24 protein-coding genes and 1 tRNA gene are annotated in these 19183 nt (G+C 63.0%); 16 read left to right on the forward strand and 9 right to left on the reverse strand.

Annotation, left to right across the window (positions count from 1 at the left end; genetic code table 11):
* The 3 genes from B4L36_RS00385 to B4L36_RS00395 all read right to left on the reverse strand — a co-directional run.
* Nucleotides 1-188 (reverse strand): helix-turn-helix domain-containing protein (locus tag B4L36_RS00385; protein WP_292950738.1); only part of this gene is annotated, 188 nt, incomplete at its 3' end.
* A gap of 95 nt (nucleotides 189-283) precedes the next feature.
* A complete protein-coding gene (locus tag B4L36_RS00390) occupies nucleotides 284-634 on the reverse strand; it encodes a carboxymuconolactone decarboxylase family protein (protein ID WP_172841148.1) in 351 nt (116 codons plus the stop codon).
* A 29-nt stretch (nucleotides 635-663) separates the two neighbouring features.
* The gene (locus B4L36_RS00395) at nucleotides 664-1710 is read right to left on the reverse strand and encodes an aldo/keto reductase (protein WP_349675814.1); all 1047 of its coding nucleotides are present in this window, start codon (nucleotides 1708-1710) and stop codon (nucleotides 664-666) included.
* A gap of 55 nt (nucleotides 1711-1765) precedes the next feature.
* On the opposite strand from B4L36_RS00395, the gene B4L36_RS00400 reads away from it, so the two are divergent.
* On the forward strand, nucleotides 1766-2704 hold the full coding sequence (locus tag B4L36_RS00400) for a LysR family transcriptional regulator (protein ID WP_292950745.1): 939 nt from the start codon (nucleotides 1766-1768) through the stop codon (nucleotides 2702-2704).
* A gap of 195 nt (nucleotides 2705-2899) precedes the next feature.
* On the opposite strand, the gene B4L36_RS00405 is transcribed toward B4L36_RS00400, so the two are convergent.
* Nucleotides 2900-2976: transfer RNA gene (locus B4L36_RS00405), tRNA-Arg, on the reverse strand.
* 740 nt (nucleotides 2977-3716) lie between these two features.
* The gene (locus tag B4L36_RS00410; protein ID WP_292950747.1) at nucleotides 3717-4313 is read right to left on the reverse strand and encodes a TetR/AcrR family transcriptional regulator; all 597 of its coding nucleotides are present in this window, start codon (nucleotides 4311-4313) and stop codon (nucleotides 3717-3719) included.
* A gap of 118 nt (nucleotides 4314-4431) precedes the next feature.
* Between B4L36_RS00410 and B4L36_RS00415 the strand changes: the two genes are divergently transcribed.
* The 4 genes from B4L36_RS00415 (at nucleotide 4432) to B4L36_RS00430 (ending at nucleotide 7552) form a co-directional block, all read left to right on the forward strand.
* Nucleotides 4432-4998, forward strand: coding sequence for a carboxymuconolactone decarboxylase family protein (locus B4L36_RS00415; protein ID WP_292950876.1), 567 nt, complete (start codon nucleotides 4432-4434; stop codon nucleotides 4996-4998).
* A 134-nt stretch (nucleotides 4999-5132) separates the two neighbouring features.
* Nucleotides 5133-6164 carry an NADP-dependent oxidoreductase gene (locus B4L36_RS00420; protein WP_292950749.1) on the forward strand — a complete coding sequence of 344 codons (1032 nt, stop codon included), beginning with the start codon at nucleotides 5133-5135 and terminating at the stop codon, nucleotides 6162-6164.
* 26 nt (nucleotides 6165-6190) lie between these two features.
* Nucleotides 6191-6865, forward strand: a complete 675-nt coding sequence (locus tag B4L36_RS00425; protein WP_292950751.1) for a type 1 glutamine amidotransferase domain-containing protein — start codon at nucleotides 6191-6193, stop codon at nucleotides 6863-6865.
* A 90-nt stretch (nucleotides 6866-6955) separates the two neighbouring features.
* Entirely contained in the window at nucleotides 6956-7552 is a 597-nt protein-coding gene (locus B4L36_RS00430; RefSeq protein ID WP_292950753.1) for an SDR family oxidoreductase, read from the forward strand.
* Nucleotides 7553-7588: 36 nt separating this feature from the next.
* On the opposite strand, the gene B4L36_RS00435 is transcribed toward B4L36_RS00430, so the two are convergent.
* The 3 genes from B4L36_RS00435 to B4L36_RS00445 all read right to left on the reverse strand — a co-directional run bounded on the left by B4L36_RS00435 (nucleotide 7589) and on the right by B4L36_RS00445 (nucleotide 9229).
* Nucleotides 7589-7945, reverse strand: coding sequence for a DUF488 domain-containing protein (locus tag B4L36_RS00435; protein WP_292950755.1), 357 nt, complete (start codon nucleotides 7943-7945; stop codon nucleotides 7589-7591).
* Entirely contained in the window at nucleotides 7942-8616 is a 675-nt protein-coding gene (locus tag B4L36_RS00440; protein ID WP_292950757.1) for a 5-formyltetrahydrofolate cyclo-ligase, read from the reverse strand. The genes B4L36_RS00435 and B4L36_RS00440 overlap by 4 nt, the downstream gene beginning before the upstream one ends.
* A gap of 142 nt (nucleotides 8617-8758) precedes the next feature.
* Nucleotides 8759-9229 (reverse strand): group III truncated hemoglobin, encoded by a 471-nt coding sequence (locus tag B4L36_RS00445; protein WP_292950877.1) that lies wholly within the window; start codon nucleotides 9227-9229, stop codon nucleotides 8759-8761.
* An 80-nt stretch (nucleotides 9230-9309) separates the two neighbouring features.
* Between B4L36_RS00445 and B4L36_RS00450 the strand changes: the two genes are divergently transcribed.
* The 4 genes from B4L36_RS00450 to B4L36_RS00465 all read left to right on the forward strand — a co-directional run bounded on the left by B4L36_RS00450 (nucleotide 9310) and on the right by B4L36_RS00465 (nucleotide 11646).
* Nucleotides 9310-9744 carry an RrF2 family transcriptional regulator gene (locus B4L36_RS00450; protein ID WP_292950759.1) on the forward strand — a complete coding sequence of 145 codons (435 nt, stop codon included), beginning with the start codon at nucleotides 9310-9312 and terminating at the stop codon, nucleotides 9742-9744.
* Nucleotides 9741-9992 carry a DUF6522 family protein gene (locus B4L36_RS00455; RefSeq protein ID WP_292950761.1) on the forward strand — a complete coding sequence of 84 codons (252 nt, stop codon included), beginning with the start codon at nucleotides 9741-9743 and terminating at the stop codon, nucleotides 9990-9992. Before B4L36_RS00450 ends, B4L36_RS00455 begins: the two co-directional genes overlap by 4 nt.
* A gap of 32 nt (nucleotides 9993-10024) precedes the next feature.
* Complete coding sequence (locus B4L36_RS00460; RefSeq protein WP_292950763.1) at nucleotides 10025-10696, forward strand: NnrU family protein; 672 nt, start codon at nucleotides 10025-10027, stop codon at nucleotides 10694-10696.
* Nucleotides 10697-10929: 233 nt separating this feature from the next.
* Nucleotides 10930-11646: a Crp/Fnr family transcriptional regulator gene (locus B4L36_RS00465; RefSeq protein WP_292950765.1), complete on the forward strand. Its 717-nt coding sequence runs from the start codon at nucleotides 10930-10932 to the stop codon at nucleotides 11644-11646.
* Here the strand turns inward: B4L36_RS00465 and B4L36_RS00470 are convergent.
* Nucleotides 11643-12110, reverse strand: coding sequence for a hemerythrin domain-containing protein (locus B4L36_RS00470; RefSeq protein ID WP_292950767.1), 468 nt, complete (start codon nucleotides 12108-12110; stop codon nucleotides 11643-11645). The genes B4L36_RS00465 and B4L36_RS00470 overlap by 4 nt on opposite strands.
* A gap of 177 nt (nucleotides 12111-12287) precedes the next feature.
* Between B4L36_RS00470 and B4L36_RS00475 the strand changes: the two genes are divergently transcribed.
* The 7 genes from B4L36_RS00475 to B4L36_RS00505 all read left to right on the forward strand — a co-directional run bounded on the left by B4L36_RS00475 (nucleotide 12288) and on the right by B4L36_RS00505 (nucleotide 19131).
* A complete protein-coding gene (locus B4L36_RS00475; RefSeq protein WP_292950769.1) occupies nucleotides 12288-14444 on the forward strand; it encodes a heavy metal translocating P-type ATPase in 2157 nt (718 codons plus the stop codon).
* Nucleotides 14441-14617: a cbb3-type cytochrome oxidase assembly protein CcoS gene (ccoS, locus tag B4L36_RS00480; protein ID WP_292950771.1), complete on the forward strand. Its 177-nt coding sequence runs from the start codon at nucleotides 14441-14443 to the stop codon at nucleotides 14615-14617. The genes B4L36_RS00475 and ccoS overlap by 4 nt, the downstream gene beginning before the upstream one ends.
* Entirely contained in the window at nucleotides 14614-16266 is a 1653-nt protein-coding gene (gene ccoN, locus B4L36_RS00485) for a cytochrome-c oxidase, cbb3-type subunit I (protein ID WP_292950773.1), read from the forward strand. Before ccoS ends, ccoN begins: the two co-directional genes overlap by 4 nt.
* Before the next feature lie 4 nt (nucleotides 16267-16270).
* Entirely contained in the window at nucleotides 16271-17050 is a 780-nt protein-coding gene (gene ccoO, locus B4L36_RS00490; protein WP_292950775.1) for a cytochrome-c oxidase, cbb3-type subunit II, read from the forward strand.
* Nucleotides 17050-17220, forward strand: coding sequence for a cbb3-type cytochrome c oxidase subunit 3 (locus B4L36_RS00495; RefSeq protein ID WP_292950777.1), 171 nt, complete (start codon nucleotides 17050-17052; stop codon nucleotides 17218-17220). The genes ccoO and B4L36_RS00495 overlap by 1 nt, the downstream gene beginning before the upstream one ends.
* Entirely contained in the window at nucleotides 17211-18089 is an 879-nt protein-coding gene (ccoP, locus tag B4L36_RS00500) for a cytochrome-c oxidase, cbb3-type subunit III (RefSeq protein WP_292950779.1), read from the forward strand. Before B4L36_RS00495 ends, ccoP begins: the two co-directional genes overlap by 10 nt.
* A gap of 160 nt (nucleotides 18090-18249) precedes the next feature.
* Nucleotides 18250-19131 carry a DUF2189 domain-containing protein gene (locus B4L36_RS00505; RefSeq protein WP_292950782.1) on the forward strand — a complete coding sequence of 294 codons (882 nt, stop codon included), beginning with the start codon at nucleotides 18250-18252 and terminating at the stop codon, nucleotides 19129-19131.
* The last annotated feature ends 52 nt before the right edge of the window (nucleotides 19132-19183 follow it).

Genomic DNA, 19183 nt, shown 5'->3' on the forward strand with positions numbered 1-19183 from the left:
ACATAGGTCAAGCTGGCACCAGTTGTTTGACGCTCAAAGACTGAGATGCCGAGAAATTCTTCGACTTTGTGTACCCGACGAGAAACAGCGGATTGACCTATACCAAGCTTCTGCCCTGCTTTGCGAAAGCTACCCGCGGCAGCCACAACGCGAAGTATTTCCAGATCACGCAGATCAATGCCGATCACCGGAATTTCTCCTTAGTTCGCAATCGACTGCCTTCAGCTTGAGAGAGCTGAAAGAGCTTTTGGCAACATGGAAGCCAAAACCGCTTAACATCAAATCAGACGCTGATGTTCGCAAAGGCGGCTTTTGCTGCAGTAACGGCGTTCATCGCAGCGGGAACGCCAGCATAAACCGATACTTGCAGGACGATTTCGACGATTTCTTCTCGCGTCACGCCCGTATTCATCGCGGCTCTTATATGGAACTCAAGCTGCCCCTGAGCGGTGCCCATGGCCGCCAGCATGGCAACGGTGAGCATTTCACGCGTGCGTAGATCAATTCCATCACGGCTGACGATATCGGAGAAGGCATAGCCCAGAATGAGTTCTGCTGCCTCGGGCGAAAAGGCATCAAGATTGGCCTGGACCCGGTTCGGTGCACCCGGCTCAAGCCGTTCAAGCAGGCCCATGGCGGATGCGAGAGGCTCTCTTTCCCGGCTCATGCGTTCACCCCTTTCATGCCTTCGACGGTGTAGCGTTCGCCTGAAGCGGCACCGGGCGGGACCAGGCGGTTGAGGTCGTCGAGATCTTCGCGCGTCAGTTCGACAGAAAGTGCGCCAACATTCTGTTCGAGGTATTTCGAGCGTTTGGTTCCTGGGATGGGAACCATCGAGACGCCATGCTCTTTCCCTTGTGCGATCACCCATGCAAGAGCGACCTGTGCTGGGGTGCAGCCTTTGTCCGACGCCATCGCCTGAACCGCTTGCACGATGAACAGGTTGCGATTGATGCTTTCGTCCGCGAAACGCGGATTGGAACGGCGGAAATCATTGTCGGCCAAGCCATCGGTCGAGCTCATCGCGCCCGTCAGGAATCCACGACCCAAGGGCGAATATGGCACAAATCCAATCCCCATCTCGCGGCAGGTGTCGAAGACTCCGTCTTCGGGATCGCGCGTCCACAGCGAATACTCCGATTGAAGCGCCGTAATCTGATGAACCGCATTAGCCCGGCGAAGCGTTGTGGGACTGGCTTCGCAGATCCCGATGTGCCTGATCTTGCCCTCATCCACGAGCTGCGACAGTGCCTCCATCACTTCTTCAATCGGCCGTTCTTTCTCGATCCGGTGGATATAGTAGAGATCGATTGTCTCGACCCCGAGACGCTTGAGCGACTTTTCGCAAGCTTCACGAATGTAAGCGGGATCGTTGGAGATGCCGCGCGCGTAGGCACCAGGTTCTCGGCGGATGCCGAACTTCGTGGCGATCGTCATGGCATCGCTTCCGCGTTCGGCAATCAGGCGGCCGATCAATTCTTCGTTGTGACCGAGGCCATATGTCTCAGCTGTATCAAGAAAGCTCACGCCAAGGTCGATGGCCCGATTGAGCGTCGCTAAAGACTGCTCGTCGTCGCGGGGGCCGTAGAATTCACTCATGCCCATACAGCCGAGACCGAGGGCGGAGACGGTCAATGGGTTTTCGGCAGACCCAAGCTGAACTGTCGAAATCGATGTTGATTCTGGTGTCATTGGTGATGCTCGCTCCATATCCTGTGGTTTATCCAAACCTAGACCTGCATGATGTGGACTTGTAGAGAACCCAATGCATCCCTATGCTGCAAATATGCAGCACTCTGACTGGAACACCATTCGGGATTTTCTAGCGGTCGCGCGAGGCGGTAGCCTCAATCAGGCCGCCAACACACTGGGTGTCAATGCAACCACCGTTGGCAGACGCGTAGAGTCATTAGAGGCAGCCTTGGGTGTACGCCTCTTCCAAAGGGCGCAAACAGGATTCGTTCTCACCGACGAAGGTCGCGATCTTGTCGATCGCGCCGAGAAGGTTGAGGATGCCGCACTGGCGTTCGAGCGCCGCGCTGAGCCTACTGATACAGTAAGCGGTCACGTTCGACTGGCGACAGCCGAAAACCTCGCCAACTTTATCATCCTCCCAGCGTTGAGTTCGCTGCGCAGAAAGCACCCCAATCTAGTGGTTGAGGTCTTGACCGACATTCAATCCGCCAACCTTCATCGACGGGAAGCGGACCTCGCGCTTCGGTTGGTCCGCCCAACCCAGGGCAACGTCACGATCAAACGGTTGGGTGAAATGCGCTATGGCCTCTACGCATCGTCCGAGTATCTCTCTCAACAGGGCGGTACTGAAGTTAGGAGCGACGCGGGCCGTCTTGATACGGATCACTTCATCGCGTGGTCGGATAGCTACCAGGACCTTCCGGCAGCAAAATGGGTTGAACGAACACTTCAGGGCAGAAGTCCGGCACTTGTCGTAACCAGTCTCTATGCACAGCTAGTCGCCGCTCGCGAGAGTCTTGGGATGGCGGTCTTGCCGTGCTTTCTAGCGGCGAACGAGCCCTCCCTGCGCCACGTGCCAAGTGAGGCGGATACCATCAAACAAGACCTATGGCTTGTCCTGCACTCAGACTTGGTCGCATCGGCCCGGGTCAGAGCGGTTGCTGACTTTGTGGAAGAGATCGTGAGCAACAGCATTGGACAACTCTCGAAATTCAGCGAGAAACATTGAAGAGTTTTGCCGAGGTGACCTGAGGCTGCGCATTTATGAGCCGCGACGCGAACCTCTGTGATGGCAGGCATCGAACACTGTGGTTACCTTCATGCATCTTCTGCGAAAGTCTGCTCCAAAAGTGCCAAGTAAGCAGCGCGTAAGCAGGTGTTACCGAAGCTGCCCAATTCTATCTATATGATTTTATTGAAGAAATGGCGCACCCGACAGGATTCGAACCTGTGACCTCTGCCTTCGGAGGGCAGCGCTCTATCCAGCTGAGCTACGGGTGCATACCGTTCGCGAGATGCTTACGCCATGCTTACGCAAGATTTTCGGCTCGTTAAAGAGCGAACCCGATATCCGCTCAAGCCGTTGTTTAGTCACTTCTTTCTTCCAACACCTTTCGCTTTCGCCAGACTTGACATCCGCCTTCGGAGGGTAGCGCTCTATCCAGCTGAGCTATGGGTGCTTACCGTATCGCAACTGCTTACGCAGTGCTTACGTGAACTTTTCGCGAGTTGAAAGATCGAAATGAAGGCCTTGCGAATCCTTGCTGCTATAGTCTTTCTTCATCTCCTCTTTTTCACGCTTCCTGTTGACATCAGCCTTCTAATGTCAACTTTTTTGTCCACTCGCACGACGGGGGCAAAACTGAACCGGATCTCGCGCCCCAGACTGAATCGACAGCTCGGATTTTCGCCGCCCGAACGGTGGCATCCATTCTTGATGGGAACCTGGTGTATTCTCAAGGTCTCGTGCTCTTGTCCGCTCCCCGGGTCACTGTTTCATTTGAGGCTCATCTTCCGGATGAAGCTGCAACGAATGCCTTTGTAAGGTGGCCGTCGTTCCAGATCAGCCATGGAAGCCTCGGGCGTCTGGATAACCCCGGACGGCATTCTGTGCAATTCGCAGGGCTGCGAAATTCCGACATCGCCTCGCCCGCCTGACGGCGGTGGTGTCATGAGCTTGACTGGCAGGACTGACCCTGCGCGCCGCTGCCGACGTTTCGACAGGATGGCTTTTGCAGGGATCAGCGATCTGCCAATCGCTCGATGTCTCGGGCGATGTCCTCGGCGAGGCGGGCAACCTTGTCCTGCGCGTCGCTACGTTGCGCATAGGCCCGCAGACCGAAAATCTCGGCCTGCAACCGGCAGGCCAGACGTTCGGGATCAGTGCCGTCGGGCAGTTCGCCGGCAGTCTGGGCTGCGCGGAATGCGGTGGCAAACTCTGCCTCCATTCCCTCCATGATCTCTTCGGTCAGACGGCGCAGGACCGTGTCGTCGTCAGGCGTCTCCAGCAGCGTCTTGACCAGCATGCAGGCGCGCGAGGGCACCGCGTCGGCCTGAATGCAGCCCAACGCCCGCACATAGGCTGCAAGTCCGGCCAATGGCGATGCTTTCGCGACCCTTGCCTGTCGAAGCTGTTCGCGCGATCGCCGTGCGTAGATGTGAAGCGTCTCGGCAAACAGCGCCTCCTTGGACCCGAAGGCCGCATAGATCGAGCCGGGTCGCATGTTCAAGGCCGCTTCGAGGTCCTTCAGCGACGTCGTGTGATAGCCCTTGCGCCAGAACAGCGCCTGTGCCCTGGCAAGCACCTCGTCCCTGTCATAGCCGGCTCGCCTGGCCATCCGCGCACCCATCCGTTCGATTCATGAGCAAGTGTTCAAAAATAACTTGAACAAGTGCTCAAGTAAAGCTACTTGCCAAGTCGAACACTTGATCGATCACTCAAGAAAGGACGATCCGATGGCCGATTTCACTCTTCACACGCTGGAAAGCGCCCCCGAGGAAAGCCAGGCGCTTCTTGAAGACAGCCGCAAGGGCTTTGGCCGCGTTCCCGGTCTGCATGCGGTGATGGCAGAGGCTCCGGCCCTTCTGGACGGCTACAAGCATCTGCATCAACTCTTTGCGCAAAAAACCAGCTTCAACAAGGACGAGATGACGGTCGTCTGGCAGACCATCAATGTCGAGCATGGATGCCATTATTGCGTGCCCGCACATACCGGGATCGCCAAGATGATGAAGGTGGACGACGCGATCACCGAGTCGCTGCGAAACGAAACGCCGCTGCCCGATGCGCGTCTCGAAGCCTTGCGGACCTTCACGCTGCAGGTGGTGCGCCAGCGCGGCGATCTCGGCGAGGACCAGGTGCAGGCATTTCTTGAAGCGGGCTACACCAAGCGCCAAATCCTCGAAGTGGTCCTGGGCGTGGCGCAGAAGGTGATGTCGAACTACACCAATCATCTGGCACAAACACCGGTGGACGAGCCAATGAAGGCTTTCGCCTGGACCAAGGCTTCCGCAGCCGCCTGAGGCTCGATGCAGCCGTGCGATAATGTCGCATCGGACGGGTCCGAACTCGGGCCCGTCTTCCTGCGTTCGACAACGATCCGCCCCGCCGCTCTTGCGCGCCGTCCCGACCGGACGCCGAGAAAAGGACCCGACCCATGCCCCGATCCGATACCCTGAACCGCAGATTCGTCCTGGCCGAACGCCCAAGAGGCGAGCCGGATGACAGCACGCTGCGGCTGGAAACCGGCGATGTGCCGGCGCCCGGCAAGAACCAGATGCTGCTGCGCAACGAATATCTGTCGCTCGATCCCTACATGCGCGGTCGGATGAGTGACGCGCCCTCCTACGCCGCGCCTGTCGGAATCGGAGAGGTCATGGTCGGCGGCACCGTCGCGCAGGTCGTCAGTTCGGATATCGACGGCTTTGACGAAGGCGACTGGGTTCAGGCCTTCGGTGGCTGGCAGGATTATGCGCTGTCCGACGGTACCGGTGTCCTGAACATGGGCAAGAACCCCGAAAATCCGTCCTGGGCGCTCGGGGTTCTGGGCATGCCGGGGCTGACCGCCTGGGCCGGCCTGACCCGGATCGGTCAACCGAAGGCCGGCGAGACGCTGGTCGTTGCCGGGGCCAGCGGCCCTGTGGGTGCGACGGTCGGCCAGATCGGCAGGATCCTCGGGCTTCGTGTCGTGGGCATCGCTGGCGGTCCCGAGAAATGCGCCCATGTGGTCGATGCCCTCGGGTTCGACGACTGCATCGACTACAAGTCCGAGGGCTTTGCGCAGGCTCTGGAAAAGGCGGTTCCGGGTGGAATCGATATCTATTTCGAGAATGTCGGCGGCGCGGTGTTCGATGCCGTCATGCCGCTTTTGAACCCGTCCGCGCGGATCCCGGTCTGCGGGTTGATTTCGCAATACAACGCCACCTCGCTGCCGGATGGCCCGGACCGGCTGAATCTGCTTTTGGGAACCATCCTGCGCAAGCGGATGACCATGCGCGGCTTCATCGTCTTCGATGATTTCGGCCATCTCTATCCCGAATTCGCCGAACAGATGCGCGCATGGGTGAAGGAGGGGAAAATCAAGTATCGCGAGGAGGTCATCGAAGGTCTGGAACAGGCCCCGCGCGCATTCGTTGGCTTGTTGCGGGGCGAGGCCTTCGGCAAGCGCGTCATCAAGCTGAATCGCTGAAAAGATCAGGAAAAGGAAAGATTCCGATGAAGATACTCATGGTTCTCACATCCCACGACCGGTTGGGCGATACCGGCAAGAAGACCGGCTTCTGGCTGGAAGAATTTGCGGCCCCCTATTACGTCTTCAAGGATGCCGGTGCCGAGATCACGCTGGCCTCGCCCAAGGGTGGCCAGCCGCCGCTGGATCCGTCAAGCGATTCCGAGGACGCGCAGACCGAGGCCACGAAGCGGTTCAAGGCCGATGACGCGGCCCAACGCGCGCTGGCCAACACCGCCGTGCTGTCCACCGTTTCGGCCGACGGATTCGACGCCATTTTCTATCCCGGCGGCCACGGTCCGCTCTGGGATCTGGCCGAGGATGGCGACAGCAGGTCGCTGATAGAAGCCTTCGCCGCGAACGACCGTCCCATCGGCGCGGTTTGCCATGCCCCGGCGGTGTTCCGGCATGTCGAGGGTTCGGACGGCAAGCCGCTTGTTTCCGGCAAGAAGGTCACAGGCTTTGCCAACACCGAGGAAGACGGTGTCGGCCTGACCGATATCGTGCCGTTCCTGGTCGAGGACATGCTGAAGAAGAACGGCGGCGACTACCAGAAGGGCGATGATTGGACCTCGTTCGTGGTGACGGATGGAAAGCTGGTGACCGGCCAGAATCCGGCCTCGTCAGAGGCTGCCGCACACAAGCTGCTGAGCCTTCTGTAAAATGCAAAGGCGGGGCGGTGTTGCCGGCCTTCCCGCCATGCCGGGCCCGTGCCCGGGGGCGCGCACGCATTCCGACCAACGGAGAAAACGATGAACATCCTTGTTGCCGGCGCCACTGGCCAGACCGGTCTGCGCCTGATCCAGGCGTTGAAGACGAAGGGCCATTCCCCGATCGCGTTGGTGCGGGATTCGTCCGACACCGGCCAGCTTCCCTCCGAGGTGCAGATCCGCCGGGGCGATCTGACGGACCTGCGGGACGGGATCTGCGAGGGCTGCGAGGCGGTGATTTTCGCGGCGGGCTCGGGCAGTTCCACCGGACCCGAGATGACTGACAAGGTCGATCGCGACGGCGCCAGGCGTCTGGTGGACCTGGCTGTCCGGGCGGGCGTGCGGCGCTTCGTCATGCTCAGTTCCGTCGGCGCCGACAATCCCGACGGGGACAGCAAGCTTGGACACTACCTTCAGGCCAAGCACGATGCCGACGAGCATCTGATCTCTTCGGGGCTTGAATTCGCCATTCTCCGCCCTGTCGCGCTGACCGACGACGAGGGCACGCGAAACATGCGCTTTGGCGATGAAGTCGACGTGACCGGCAAGGCCGCACGAGGCGATGTCGCCGCCGTCCTGGCCGACGCGGTTGACAACCCGGAATGGACCGGAAAGGTTCTGACCATGCAGTCGATCTAGGCGCAGCGATCCGGCGCCGACCGGCCCATGTCTTGGCTATGTCTCAACGGCGCTCAGGTAGGCTTTCAGCGCCACCGCGTTGTTGTGTTCGTCATCTTTCGCGCCATAAACCAGCGTGACCCGGCCCGATTCCAGTCGCTGGCGCAACGCTGCGACAAGATCGTGGTTTGCATCCAGTTCGCCCGCATAGCGGCGCTTGAATTCCTGCCACTTGTCCGGGTCGTGATCGAACCAGTCGCGCAGGCCGTCACTTGGCGCGATGTCCTTCATCCAGTCATCCAGTTCCAGCGCCTCTTTCGAGACGCCGCGCGGCCAGATGCGATCCACGAGGATCCGCTGTCCGTCGGATGGGCCGGGCTTTTCATAGGCACGTCTCAACCAGATTTGGGTCATCTTTCCTCCTTCGGCATATCGCCCGCTCCGGTCAGCACCATGTCCATCGGAATGTCGTGGGGCTGCGGATAGATCGTGGCGATGGCGGCAACGGGATGACCCACACCGATGAATATCGGCCTGGACGGCAATGCCGCCAGTGTCCGGTCGAAAAACCCGCCGCCATGGCCCAGCCGGAAAAGCCTGCGGTCGTAGCCGACCACGGGCGCGATGAGGATGTCCGGCACGACCTCGTCCGTTCCGACCGGGTTCGGAATGTTCCAGACGCCGCGTTCCCAGCGGCAATCGGGTCGCCATTCGCGGAACGCCAGGGGCTGGCCCTCGGCGACGACGACCGGCAATGCGGCGCGCGATCCCTGCGTGCAGGCCCGCTCCATCCAGCCGCGCAGATCGAGTTCGCCGCGAAAGGGCCAGTAGAGGCTGATGACGGTATCGGGACCGTGATCGACGATTCGGTCAAGCTCTGCACCGACCGCGACGGCAACCCTGGCCCTTTCTGCCGCCGAAACCCCGAGGCGCAGGTCGATGAGGCGCGCGCGCTCGGCCTTGCGCCAGCGGGCGACGTCGCGTTTCTGAACCGGATCGACGGCCGCAATGCCGTCTTGCATGGTCTCCAGTTCGTGGGCGAAGCAGGGTGGCGAGGCGTATCCATCCGCCGGGGTTCGGTTCATCGGCTCGCTCCTTGCTGCCGGTCGAAAATCAACCCGTCCGAAAGGGTCATCCCGGCGTGACAGGCATCGTCTCGGCAAGCATCAATGACTGACGTTGACGCGAGACAGGAACCGGGCGCCGCCGGCGGAACCGGAATTCCGATCATGCCGGCCTCAGGCTCGGTGGCGTCGATCGGCCGTATCCGCCGCGCCAGTCCACAATATTACCGTGAATCGATGCGGCGATGCGGCTGGCACGCTCGATCACATGCGCCGCACCTTCCGGCGGACAGGTTTCGCGGGCGGTCTGTGAAAACAGATCGAGCCAGCGATCGAAATGTGCTTGCTCCACCGGCAGCCCAAGATGCGCCTGCATCGGAGAGCCGTGGTAGCGACCTGTCATCAGGGCCACGGAAGACCAGAAATCGACCATCCGGTCGAGATGCGGCGGCCAGTCGGTGATCCGTTCGGCGAAGATCGGACCCAGAAGCGCGTCTCGCCTGATCCGGTCGTAGAATCCGTGAACCAGACGGGTCAGAACAGCGTCATTCAGCCCTGTCCGGTCCATCAGGGCCGATGTGATCTCTGGCCTGAGGGTGACGGTTGCTTTGGGCGTCGCTAGGGGAGGGGGCATGTCATTCACACTTGAATAGGCATTTTCAATGCTGTTTTATAGAGCCGACACGCCCACGTAAACCCCGACGAGATTTTCTGATGCGTCTGACCGCCTTCACCGATTTCGGCCTCCGGGCGCTGATGCGGATCGCCAGCGAACCGGAACGCGCCTTTTCGACCGCCGAGATCGCCGATGAGTTCGGCATATCCCGCCATCACCTGACCAAGACCATGGCGGCGTTGGCCAATGCGGGTTTTCTGACAACGAGACGTGGTGCCGGAGGCGGGGCGATGCTGGCCCGACCGGCGGCGCAGATCGGACTGGGCGAGGTGGTGCGGGTTCTGGAACGCGATCAACCGCTTGTCGAATGCTTTCGGGTCGATGGCGGGGCCTGCGTGATCACGCCGCAATGCCGTCTGAAATCCTTTCTTTTCGCAGCCGAAGCCGCGTTTCTGGACCGGCTCGACCATTTCACCCTGGCCGATTGCGCGCTGGATCCGCGCGGTCGGCCTGTAAAGGAGGCATTGTCGTGAAGCTGAGGCTGACCGAAACGGGCGTCGAAGTCGCCGCGGAAGACCTTGCCCCGCTTCTGGAACTGGATCCGTCCGATCTGCGCCGTCAGATGCGCGACGGAGCGGTGACAACCCGGTACGAGGTCGGCCAGGACGCGGATGCGGGCCGGTTCCGTGTCACCTTTCAATCCGCCGATTGGCGGGTCAGGTTCACATGCGCCAGCGATGGAACCGTGCTGAAACGACTGCGCAACAGGCGCGGCGGATGATGTCGTCCGGGACAGCGGTTGCGTCCGAAGTCATGACAGGCTGGATCGAATTCGCCGCCGCGATCGCGGTGTTCTTTCTCAGCCATTCGCTGCCGATGCGTCCGGCCGTCCGCGCGCGTGGCGTCGAATATCTGGGCCGCGGCGGCTTTGGCCTGCTGTATTCGGCGCTGTCGATTGCGGCGCTGGCCTGGATGATCGGCGCCGCGGGTCGCGCGCCCTTCGTGCAGCTTTGGCCGCGGCAGACCTGGCAAACCCTGGTGCCGTTGATCGCGATGGCACTGGCATGCCTGATTGCCGCCTTCTCCATCGCCCGGCCCAATCCCTTTTCCTTCGGCGGCGGGTCTTCGGGTTTCGATCCCGCCAGGCCGGGGATCGTGCGCTGGCTGCGGCACCCCATGCTGGCGGCGCTGGCATTGTGGGCTGCAAGCCACATGGTGCCCAACGGCGATCTGGCGCATGTCCTGCTTTTCGGCATATTCGCGGCCTTCGCCGTTCTGGGAATGCGCCTCGTGGACCGGCGCAAGCAGCGCCAGATGGGTGTCGCGCAGTGGGCCGCGCTGCGACGCGCGGCGGGGACCGGACCCTTCGTGCCGCGTCCTGTCTCGTCCGCCCATGCCGCGATCCGCTTTGGGATCGCGGCGGCTCTGTATGTGACGCTGATCGTGTTGCATCCGGTGGTGATAGGCGTGTCGCCTCTGCCCTGACAGGGATCGGTCTGGCCGTTTGCGCGAAAAGATGCGTCTCCGAAAGACCTGTCTGCCGCGCAGGATTGCAGAATTGCGCCCGTGGATGTCGGGTGACGCTGGTGCCGTGCGGCGGGAAGGTTGCATAGAGAATGGCAGGCGAATAAATTGACATCCATGATACCGATTTACGGCGGCCCGTGACGCCGTAGAATGACAGGGACGGTCGAGGACGGACGGAGCGACATATGCGCATGGACATTCACAACGCCGACGTCCCCGTGCTGTGTCGCGCCTGCGAAGCACGGCATCGCGGAATCTGTGGCGCGCTTGATGCGCCGGAACTGTTGCGGCTGGGTCGGACCAGCAGCAGACACGAATACGGTGCCGGAACGACCCTTGTCGCCGCCGGGGAACGCCCCGAACATTGTTCGAACATCCTCAGCGGAGTCGTGAAGCTTTCCAAGCTTCTGCCCGACGGGCGCCAGCAGGTCGTCGAGTTGCAGTTCGCGCCGGATTTTCTGGGCCGGCCGTTCGGCGGCGAAAGCGATGTCCTGGTCGAGGCGGCGACCGATGTGCGGCTGTGCTCGTTCCCGCTCGACATGCTTCAGACGATGATGGCCGGGTCGGCGGCCTTCGAGACGCGGATGCATCGCCAGGCGCTGCGTCAGCTGGACGATGCCCGCGACTGGATGATGACGCTGGGTCGCAAGAACGCGGCCGAGAAGGTGGCCTCGTTCCTGCTGATGCTTTCGCGCCATGTCCGTCCTCAGCAAGAGGGGTATTCAACCTCCTTCGCGCTGCCGATGGGGCGATCGGACATCGCCGATTTTCTCGGCCTGACGACCGAGACGGTCAGCCGCCAATTGACCAGGTTGCGAAAGGACGGCGCCATCGCGATTGAAAGAACGCGGCATGTCGAGGTTCTGGACCTGGACGAATTGAAAGAGGTCGCGGCGGGCGGAACCTAGTCGCGCCGCGACAGCGCCTGCCGGTAGAGAGGCAGGATCACGTCCCGATCGAAAGCCGAGTGCCGCATCAGCGGCCGGAACAGGCCGCGCAGGAGATAGCCGAGCTGATCGGCCTCCGCATGTCTCCGCGACCGGACGAAGCGCATGATGGCTTCGGCGACGATGGCGGCGTGATCCTCGTCCTCGACATGTTCCGCCCGCAGCCGGTCCAGCGTCGGGCCGATCGACGCTTGCCACGTCAGGATCGCCGGAAACACGTGGGTTTCTTCAAGATCCTGGCAGGCCCGCAAGGTCGGATGAAGCGCGTCGGCCAGCATCTTGGCCGCCAGCGTATCGATCCGGTCGGGAAGGTCGTCGGCCAGCGATTCCAGATCGCGGCACATCCGTTCCTGCCGCGAAATGAGAGCCTCGAAATGCTGCGAAAGGCGGTTGCGTTCCAGGGTGATGTCGATGGGCACTTGCACCCGATCGCCTCCTGCGACGACATGACGTGCGATGGCATCAGGCTATGCAATCAATCCTTCGCCAACTTGATCCAGATCAAGAAATGGTGACGACGCGGCACTAGGAGTTGATGGCCAAATCGTTGGGTCTTTCCGATGCCTGCCTCTGCCGCCCTCCATTCGACAGGTTCTCGAACCGTGACCCTGTCCGCACCGACGATCCGCTGCGGCGGCTGCGTTGCCGCGATCGAACGCGCCCTTGTCTCGCGCCCCGATGTCGATCGCGCGCGCGCCAATCTGACCCTGCGCCGGATCAGCGTCACACCCTCGCCCGCAGCGGCCGATCTGTCCGGGATTCTGGCCGCGCTGGACCGGATCGGCCATCCGGCGACCCCGATCGACGCGGCTGATCTGTTCGTCGAGGCCGGCGACCGGACCGGTCAGGCGCTGCTGCGCGCGGTCGCCGTGGCGGGGTTCGGCGCGATGAACGTGATGCTGCTGTCGGTGGCGGTCTGGTCCGGCGCGACCGGGGCGACGCGGGACAGCTTTCATCTGATCTCGGGGCTGATCGCGGTGCCGATCGTGGCCTATGCGGGGCGGTTCTTTTTCGTTTCAGCCTGGCGCGCACTGCGCCGGGGCGGCGTGAACATGGATGTGCCCATCGCGCTGGCCATCGCGCTGGCCACGACGCTGAGCCTGTACGAAACCGCGCGCGGCGGGGACCAGGTATTCTTTGACGCGGCCGTGACACTGACCTTCTTCCTGCTGATCGGTCGCTGGCTGGACCACCGGATGCGGGACCGGGCGCGCAGCGCGATGACGGGTCTGGCACGTCTTGCCGTGCGCGAGGCGGTCGAGGTTGCGCCCTCGGGCGCGACGCGCGCGGTCACGGTCGATGCCATCGTTGCGGGCATGGTCCTGCGGATCGCGCCGGGCGAGCGGATCCCGGTCGATGTCCGCATCCTTGCCGGTGCCTCCGATCTGGACCGGTCGCTCGTCACCGGAGAATCGCGTCCCGTCAGCGTGGGTGCCGGCTGCGAGGTCGAGGCCGGGGCGCTGAACCTGACCGGCCCCGTGGACGCGGTGGCCCTGCGCCCCGTCAGCGACAGTTTCCTGGCGCAGATGATGGCGATGCTGGCCACGGCCGAGGAAGGGCGCGGCCGCTATGTGCGCATCGCCGACCGCGCGGCGCGGCTTTATGCGCCGCTGATCCATCTGCTGGCGCTGGCGACGTTCATCGGCTGGATGGCCGTGACCGGCGATTGGCAGGTGGCGGCGTTCGTGGCGATCAGCGTGCTGATCGTGACCTGCCCCTGCGCGCTGGCCCTGGCCGTTCCGGTCGCCCATGTCGTCGCCGCCGGCCGGTTGATGGCCGATGGCATCCTGATGAAGGACGGATCGGCGTTGGAACGGCTGGCGCATATCGACCGCGTGGCCTGGGACAAGACCGGCACGCTGACAACCGGCGAACCGACGATCCGTGCATGGCCCGACATGGATGCCGCGTCGCGAAGGGCGGTTACGTCGCTGGCCGCACGGTCGGCGCATCCGGCGGCGCGCGCGATCGCAAGGCGCCTTGTCGCGCCCGCCATGATGTCGGCGGATGTGCCGATGGATGTGGTGGAACGCCCCGGATTCGGCGTCGAGGGTGTGATCGCCGGCCAGCGGGCGCGGCTGGGGCGGGCCGTCTGGGTCGGCGAGATCGCGGCCGATATGGCAACCGGGGACGGTCCCGCCTTTGCCTTCGACGGAGGCGCGATGCTGCGGTTTGCGCTGGACGAAGACCTGCGCGACGGCGCGGCGGATGCCGTGGCGACCCTGGCCGGGATGAACCTGGCCGGCGAGATCCTGTCCGGCGACGCGGCCCCGGCCGTGGAACGGGTCCGGCGCCTCCTGGGGCTGGGCGGGGCGCAATCGGGCATGAAGCCCGCGGACAAGATCGCCCGGCTCGACGACCTGCGCGCGCAGGGCATCCGGGTGCTGATGGTGGGCGACGGGCTGAACGACACCGCGGCGCTGGCCGCCGCACATGTGTCGATGGCGCCGGCAACGGCATCGGATGCGGGCCGGGCCGCCGCCGATCTGGTGTTCCTTCGCGACGATCTGCGCGCGGTGCCGCAGGCCGTCGGCCTTGCCCGCCGCACCGGCCGCATCGTCCGGCAGAATTTCGGCCTGGCGATCCTCTATAACAGCATCGCGGTCCCGCTGGCGGTCGCGGGCCTTGTCACGCCGCTGATCGCCGCCATCGCCATGTCGGCCTCCTCGGTCGCGGTGGTGGCCAATTCGCTGCGCCTGAACCGGCGCAGGGCGCCGATTGCGGCACCCGGTGCGGTGCTTTGCGAGGTGCCGGCATGACGATCCTCTATCTGCTGATCCCGATCACGCTGGTCATGGGTGCCATCGGCCTTGGCGCCTTCTTCTGGAGCCTTCGCAGCAGCCAATACGACGATCTGGCGGGCGATGCCGAACGCATCCTGCATGACGACGGCGACACCCCGCTTGTCCCGAACAAGGAGACCCCACGATGATAAAGCGTCTGACCATAGCCGAACGGCAGACCGCGATGCTGCTTTCGGTCCTGATCGCCCTGGCAGGCTTTGCCATGGCCGTCATCGGGCGGGGCGATCCGATGGGGGTGCATGGCTGGATCGTGCTGATCCTTGCCGGGGCGCTGTTCTTCGCTCTGGCCAGCGCGCTCTACGAACCCGAGCCGACCGAGGATCGCGCGGTCTCCTATTATGATGATCCCACCAAGGTCGGAATCCTGCTGACGCTGGTCTGGGCGGTCGCGGGCATGGGCATGGGGGTCTGGGTCGCGGCGCAACTGGCCTGGCCCGACCTGCGCTTTGACGCGGCCTGGTCCAGCTTCGGGCGCATCCGGCCGGTCCATACGTCCGGCGTGATCTTCGGCTTCGGCGGCAATGCCCTGATCGCCACCTCGTTCCACATCATGCAACGCACCAGCCGCGCGCGCATGGCGGGCCACATCTCGCCCTGGTTCGTGCTGCTGGGCTTCAATCTGTTCTGCATCATCGCGGCCACCGGCTATCTGATGGGCGTCACCCAGTCCAAGGAATACGCAGAGCCGGAATGGTATGCCGACATCTGGCTGGTGATCGTCTGGATCGTGTATTTCGTGCTCTATATCCGCACGCTGGCCCGCCGGAACGAGCCCCATATCTATGTTGCCAACTGGTATTACCTGGCCTTCATCCTGGTCGTGGCGGTGCTGCACATCGTCAACAACCTGGCCGTCCCGGCATCCTTCGGCGCAGCCAAAAGCTATTCGGCCTTTTCAGGCGTGCAGGATGCCATGACGCAATGGTGGTATGGCCATAACGCGGTGGCCTTCTTCCTGACGGCAGGCTTCCTTGGAATGCTCTACTATTTCCTGCCCAAGCGGGCCGAGCGGCCGATCTATTCCTATCGCCTGTCGATCCTGTCCTTCTGGGGGATCACCTTCTTCTATATCTGGGCGGGATCGCACCACCTGCACTATACCGCCGTTCCGGAATGGGTGCAGACGCTGGGCATGACCTTTTCGGTCATGCTGCTGGTGCCGTCCTGGGCCAGTGCCGGCAACGCGCTGATGACGCTGAACGGGGCCTGGCACAAGGTCCGGGACGACGCCACGCTGCGGTTCATGATGGTGGCGGCGGTATTCTATGGCCTGTCCACCTTCGAGGGATCGTTCATGGCGATCCGCCCGGTCAATTCGCTGTCGCATTATACCGACTGGACCGTGGGACATGTGCATGCGGGGGCGATGGGCTGGGTCGCGCTGATCACCTTCGGGTCGATCTATGCGCTTGTTCCGGTGCTGTGGCGCAAGCAGACGATGTATTCCTGGAAGCTGGTGGAATGGCACTTCTGGCTCGCCCTGGGCGGGACCGTCGTCTACGTCTTCGCGATGTGGAACAGCGGCATCACCCAGGGGCTGATGTGGCGCACCTATACCGAAAGCGGCACGCTGGCCTATTCCTTCACCGACACGCTGGTGAAGATGCACCCCTATTACATCGCGCGCGCCATAGGCGGGGCGATGTTCTTTGTGGGTGCCGTGATCGGGGCGTTCAACGTCGTGATGACGATCCGCAGCGTCGGCCATCAGGCACAGCAACTTGACTATCCCACCGGGTCGGAGGCCAACGAGCCTGCCGTTCCGGCGGCGGAGTAGACCCATGTTCAGAACACTTCTCGGACCGTTTGCCCGGTTCTTCGAATTTCACGCCAAGACCCATTACCGGGCCGAGCGGCATTCCATGGCCCTTGCCGGGGGCATCCTGCTGGCCGCAAGCATCGGCGGCTTCATCGAGATCGCGCCGCTGTTCACCATCGACGACACGGTCGAGGCCGCGCCCGACATGCGGCTTTATACGCCGCTCGAACAGGCCGGGCGCGACATCTATATCCGCGAAGGCTGCTATGCCTGCCACAGCCAGATGATCCGCACGCTTCAGGATGACGTGGACCGCTACGGCCCCTATTCGCTGGCGGCGGAAAGCAAGTACGACCACCCGATGCTGTGGGGATCGAAACGCACCGGGCCGGATCTGGCACGCGTGGGCGAGAAATATTCCGACGACTGGCAGGTGCGCCATCTGGCCGATCCCCGCGCCCTGGTGCCGGAATCGGTCATGCCGCAATACGCCTTTCTGCTCGACACCCCGCTGGAAACCGAAAGCCTTCCGGGCCGTCTGGCCGCCCTGCGGGCCGTGGGCGTGCCTTATTCCGACGCCCAGATCGCAAACGCGGCCAGCGACGCCTTCGGTCAGGCCATGCCCGACAGCGACCGCGCGGGGGGCGTTCTGGACCGCTATGGCGAGGAAACCAACCTGCGCATCTTCGATGGCCGCCGCGACCGCCTGACCGAGATGGACGCACTGGTCGCCTATCTTCAGATCCTGGGCGGCCTGACCGATCTGGCGGCCCGGACGCAACCGGCCAGAGGAGAGAACTGATGGAACTGAGCTATGAATGGACATCGGCCTTCGCCCAGTCCTTCGGTCTGATCTACCTGATGGTCCTGTCGGTGGCGATCGCCGTCTATGCGTTCTGGCCCAGCCTGGGCAAGCGCTTCGACAAGGCCGCCAAGAGCATCCTGAACGATGAGGACGGCCCATGTCGGTAAAGGAACGCGATCCGCTGACCGGTCACCAGACGACCGGCCATGAATGGAACGGCATCACCGAACTGAACACGCGCGTGCCCCGTGCGGTCTGGTTCTTCATCGCCGTCACGCATATCTGGGCGCTGGTCTATTGGGTGCTGATGCCGGCATGGCCGTTGGTCACGACCTATACCAAGGGCCTGCTGGGCTATGACGACCGGACACGGGTCGAACGGCAACTGATGGCGGCCAATGCGCAACGCGCCGACTGGACCCAGGCGCTGGCCACGCTGCCGGCCGAGGACATCCGCCAGGATCCCGCATTGATGGCGCGGGTCGCACAGACCGCACCGGCGCTTTTCGGCGACAATTGCGCCGCCTGCCACGGGACGAATGCCGCCGGCGGGCCGGGTTTCCCCAGCCTTGTCGACGATGCCTGGCTGTGGGGCGGTGATACTGCCACGATCATGGAAACCCTGCGCGTGGGGATCAATGCGCCCCATCCCGACAGCCGCAGTTCCCAGATGCTTGCCTTCGGCGAGACCGGGATCCTGACGCGGCCGCAGATCCGCACCGTCGTGAACTACGTCCAGTCCCTGTCCGGCCGAGAAACGCAGGCCGATGCGCAGCAACTGGCCGAGGGCGCAACGATCTTTGCCGAGAACTGCGCCAGTTGTCATGGCGAGAACGCCATGGGCAACCAGGACATCGGTGCGCCGAACCTGACCGACGATTTCTGGATCTATGGCGGCGACGATGCCGCGATGTTCACGACGATCGACCTGGGCCGGCAGGGCTGGATGCCCGCCTGGGAGGGCCGGCTGACAACGGCCGAGCGCATGGCGCTGACGATCTACATCCAGGATCTTGGCGCGGAGCAAGGCAAATGACCCGCCCGCGTCTTGTCGCCTTCGGCTCTGCCGGGTTGCTGGTTGCGGGGTTTGTCGCGGCCAATGCCCATCTCGTTCTGACCGCGATCGGCTCGCAGCCCGATTGCGTCCTCGAAGCCCCACCGAAAGAAGGCGCCGCGCCCCGAGCGGCGGAACCGTCATGCTGAGCGACCGCACCGATCCGCCCCCGCCCGACAACCCCCATGCGGGGGGCGTCATCCCCAAGGTGGTTCCACCTCTCCCGCGCGAGAACCCGCACGCCCGCAACCTGCCATGGCGGACAGCCCTGCGCTGGCTTCGGGCGGGCTGGTCCGATCTGTGGACCAATCCCGTGCCCAGCCTGCTTTACGGCGCGGGTGTCTTTGCGGTTTCGCTGCTGGTGGTCCTGGCGCTGTTCCAGTTCCGCTATGAATATGCGCTGTTCCCGGCGCTGGCGGGATTCATGGTCCTGGGTCCGCTGATCGCGAACGGCCTCTACGAAAAAAGCCGCCGACGGGAGACGGGCGAAAAGATCGGGCTGGGCGGCATGATCTTCGTGCGCCCGCGTTCTGGCTATCAGGCGCTTTTCATGGGCGTCATGTTGCTGGGGCTGTTCCTCTTGTGGCTCAGGGCGGCGGTGCTGATCTATGCGCTGTTCTTCGGCATGGTGCCGTTTCCGGGCACCGATGAACTGGTCCCGATGCTGTTTCTGACCCCGACGGGCTGGGCGCTGCTTCTGACGGGCAGTGCTGTCGGCGCGCTTTTCGCGGCCTTCGCCTTCGCGATCAGCGTCTTCGCCGTGCCGATGCTGCTGACCGAACGCACGGACGCGCTGTCGGCCATGGGCATTTCCATGGCGATGGTCTGGGCCAACCTGCCCGTCATGTTGGCCTGGGGCGCGATCGTGCTGGGGCTTTTCCTGGTCTCGATCGCAACGGCGTTCGTGGGACTGATCGTGGTCTTTCCGATGCTTGGTCACGCGACATGGCACGCCTACCGCGCCATCCGTCCCGTTGATCGCCAGCAGGGCGATGCCGAACGCATGTTCATCCGTCCGGCCTAGCGGGATCATGGTCTGCCGATCTGCACGGACGGGCCTTGCGTTTCAGTGCGGC

The sequence above is a fragment of the Paracoccus sp. UBA889 genome, from assembly GCA_002294185.1.
Classification (GTDB): Bacteria; Pseudomonadota; Alphaproteobacteria; order Rhodobacterales; family Rhodobacteraceae; genus Paracoccus.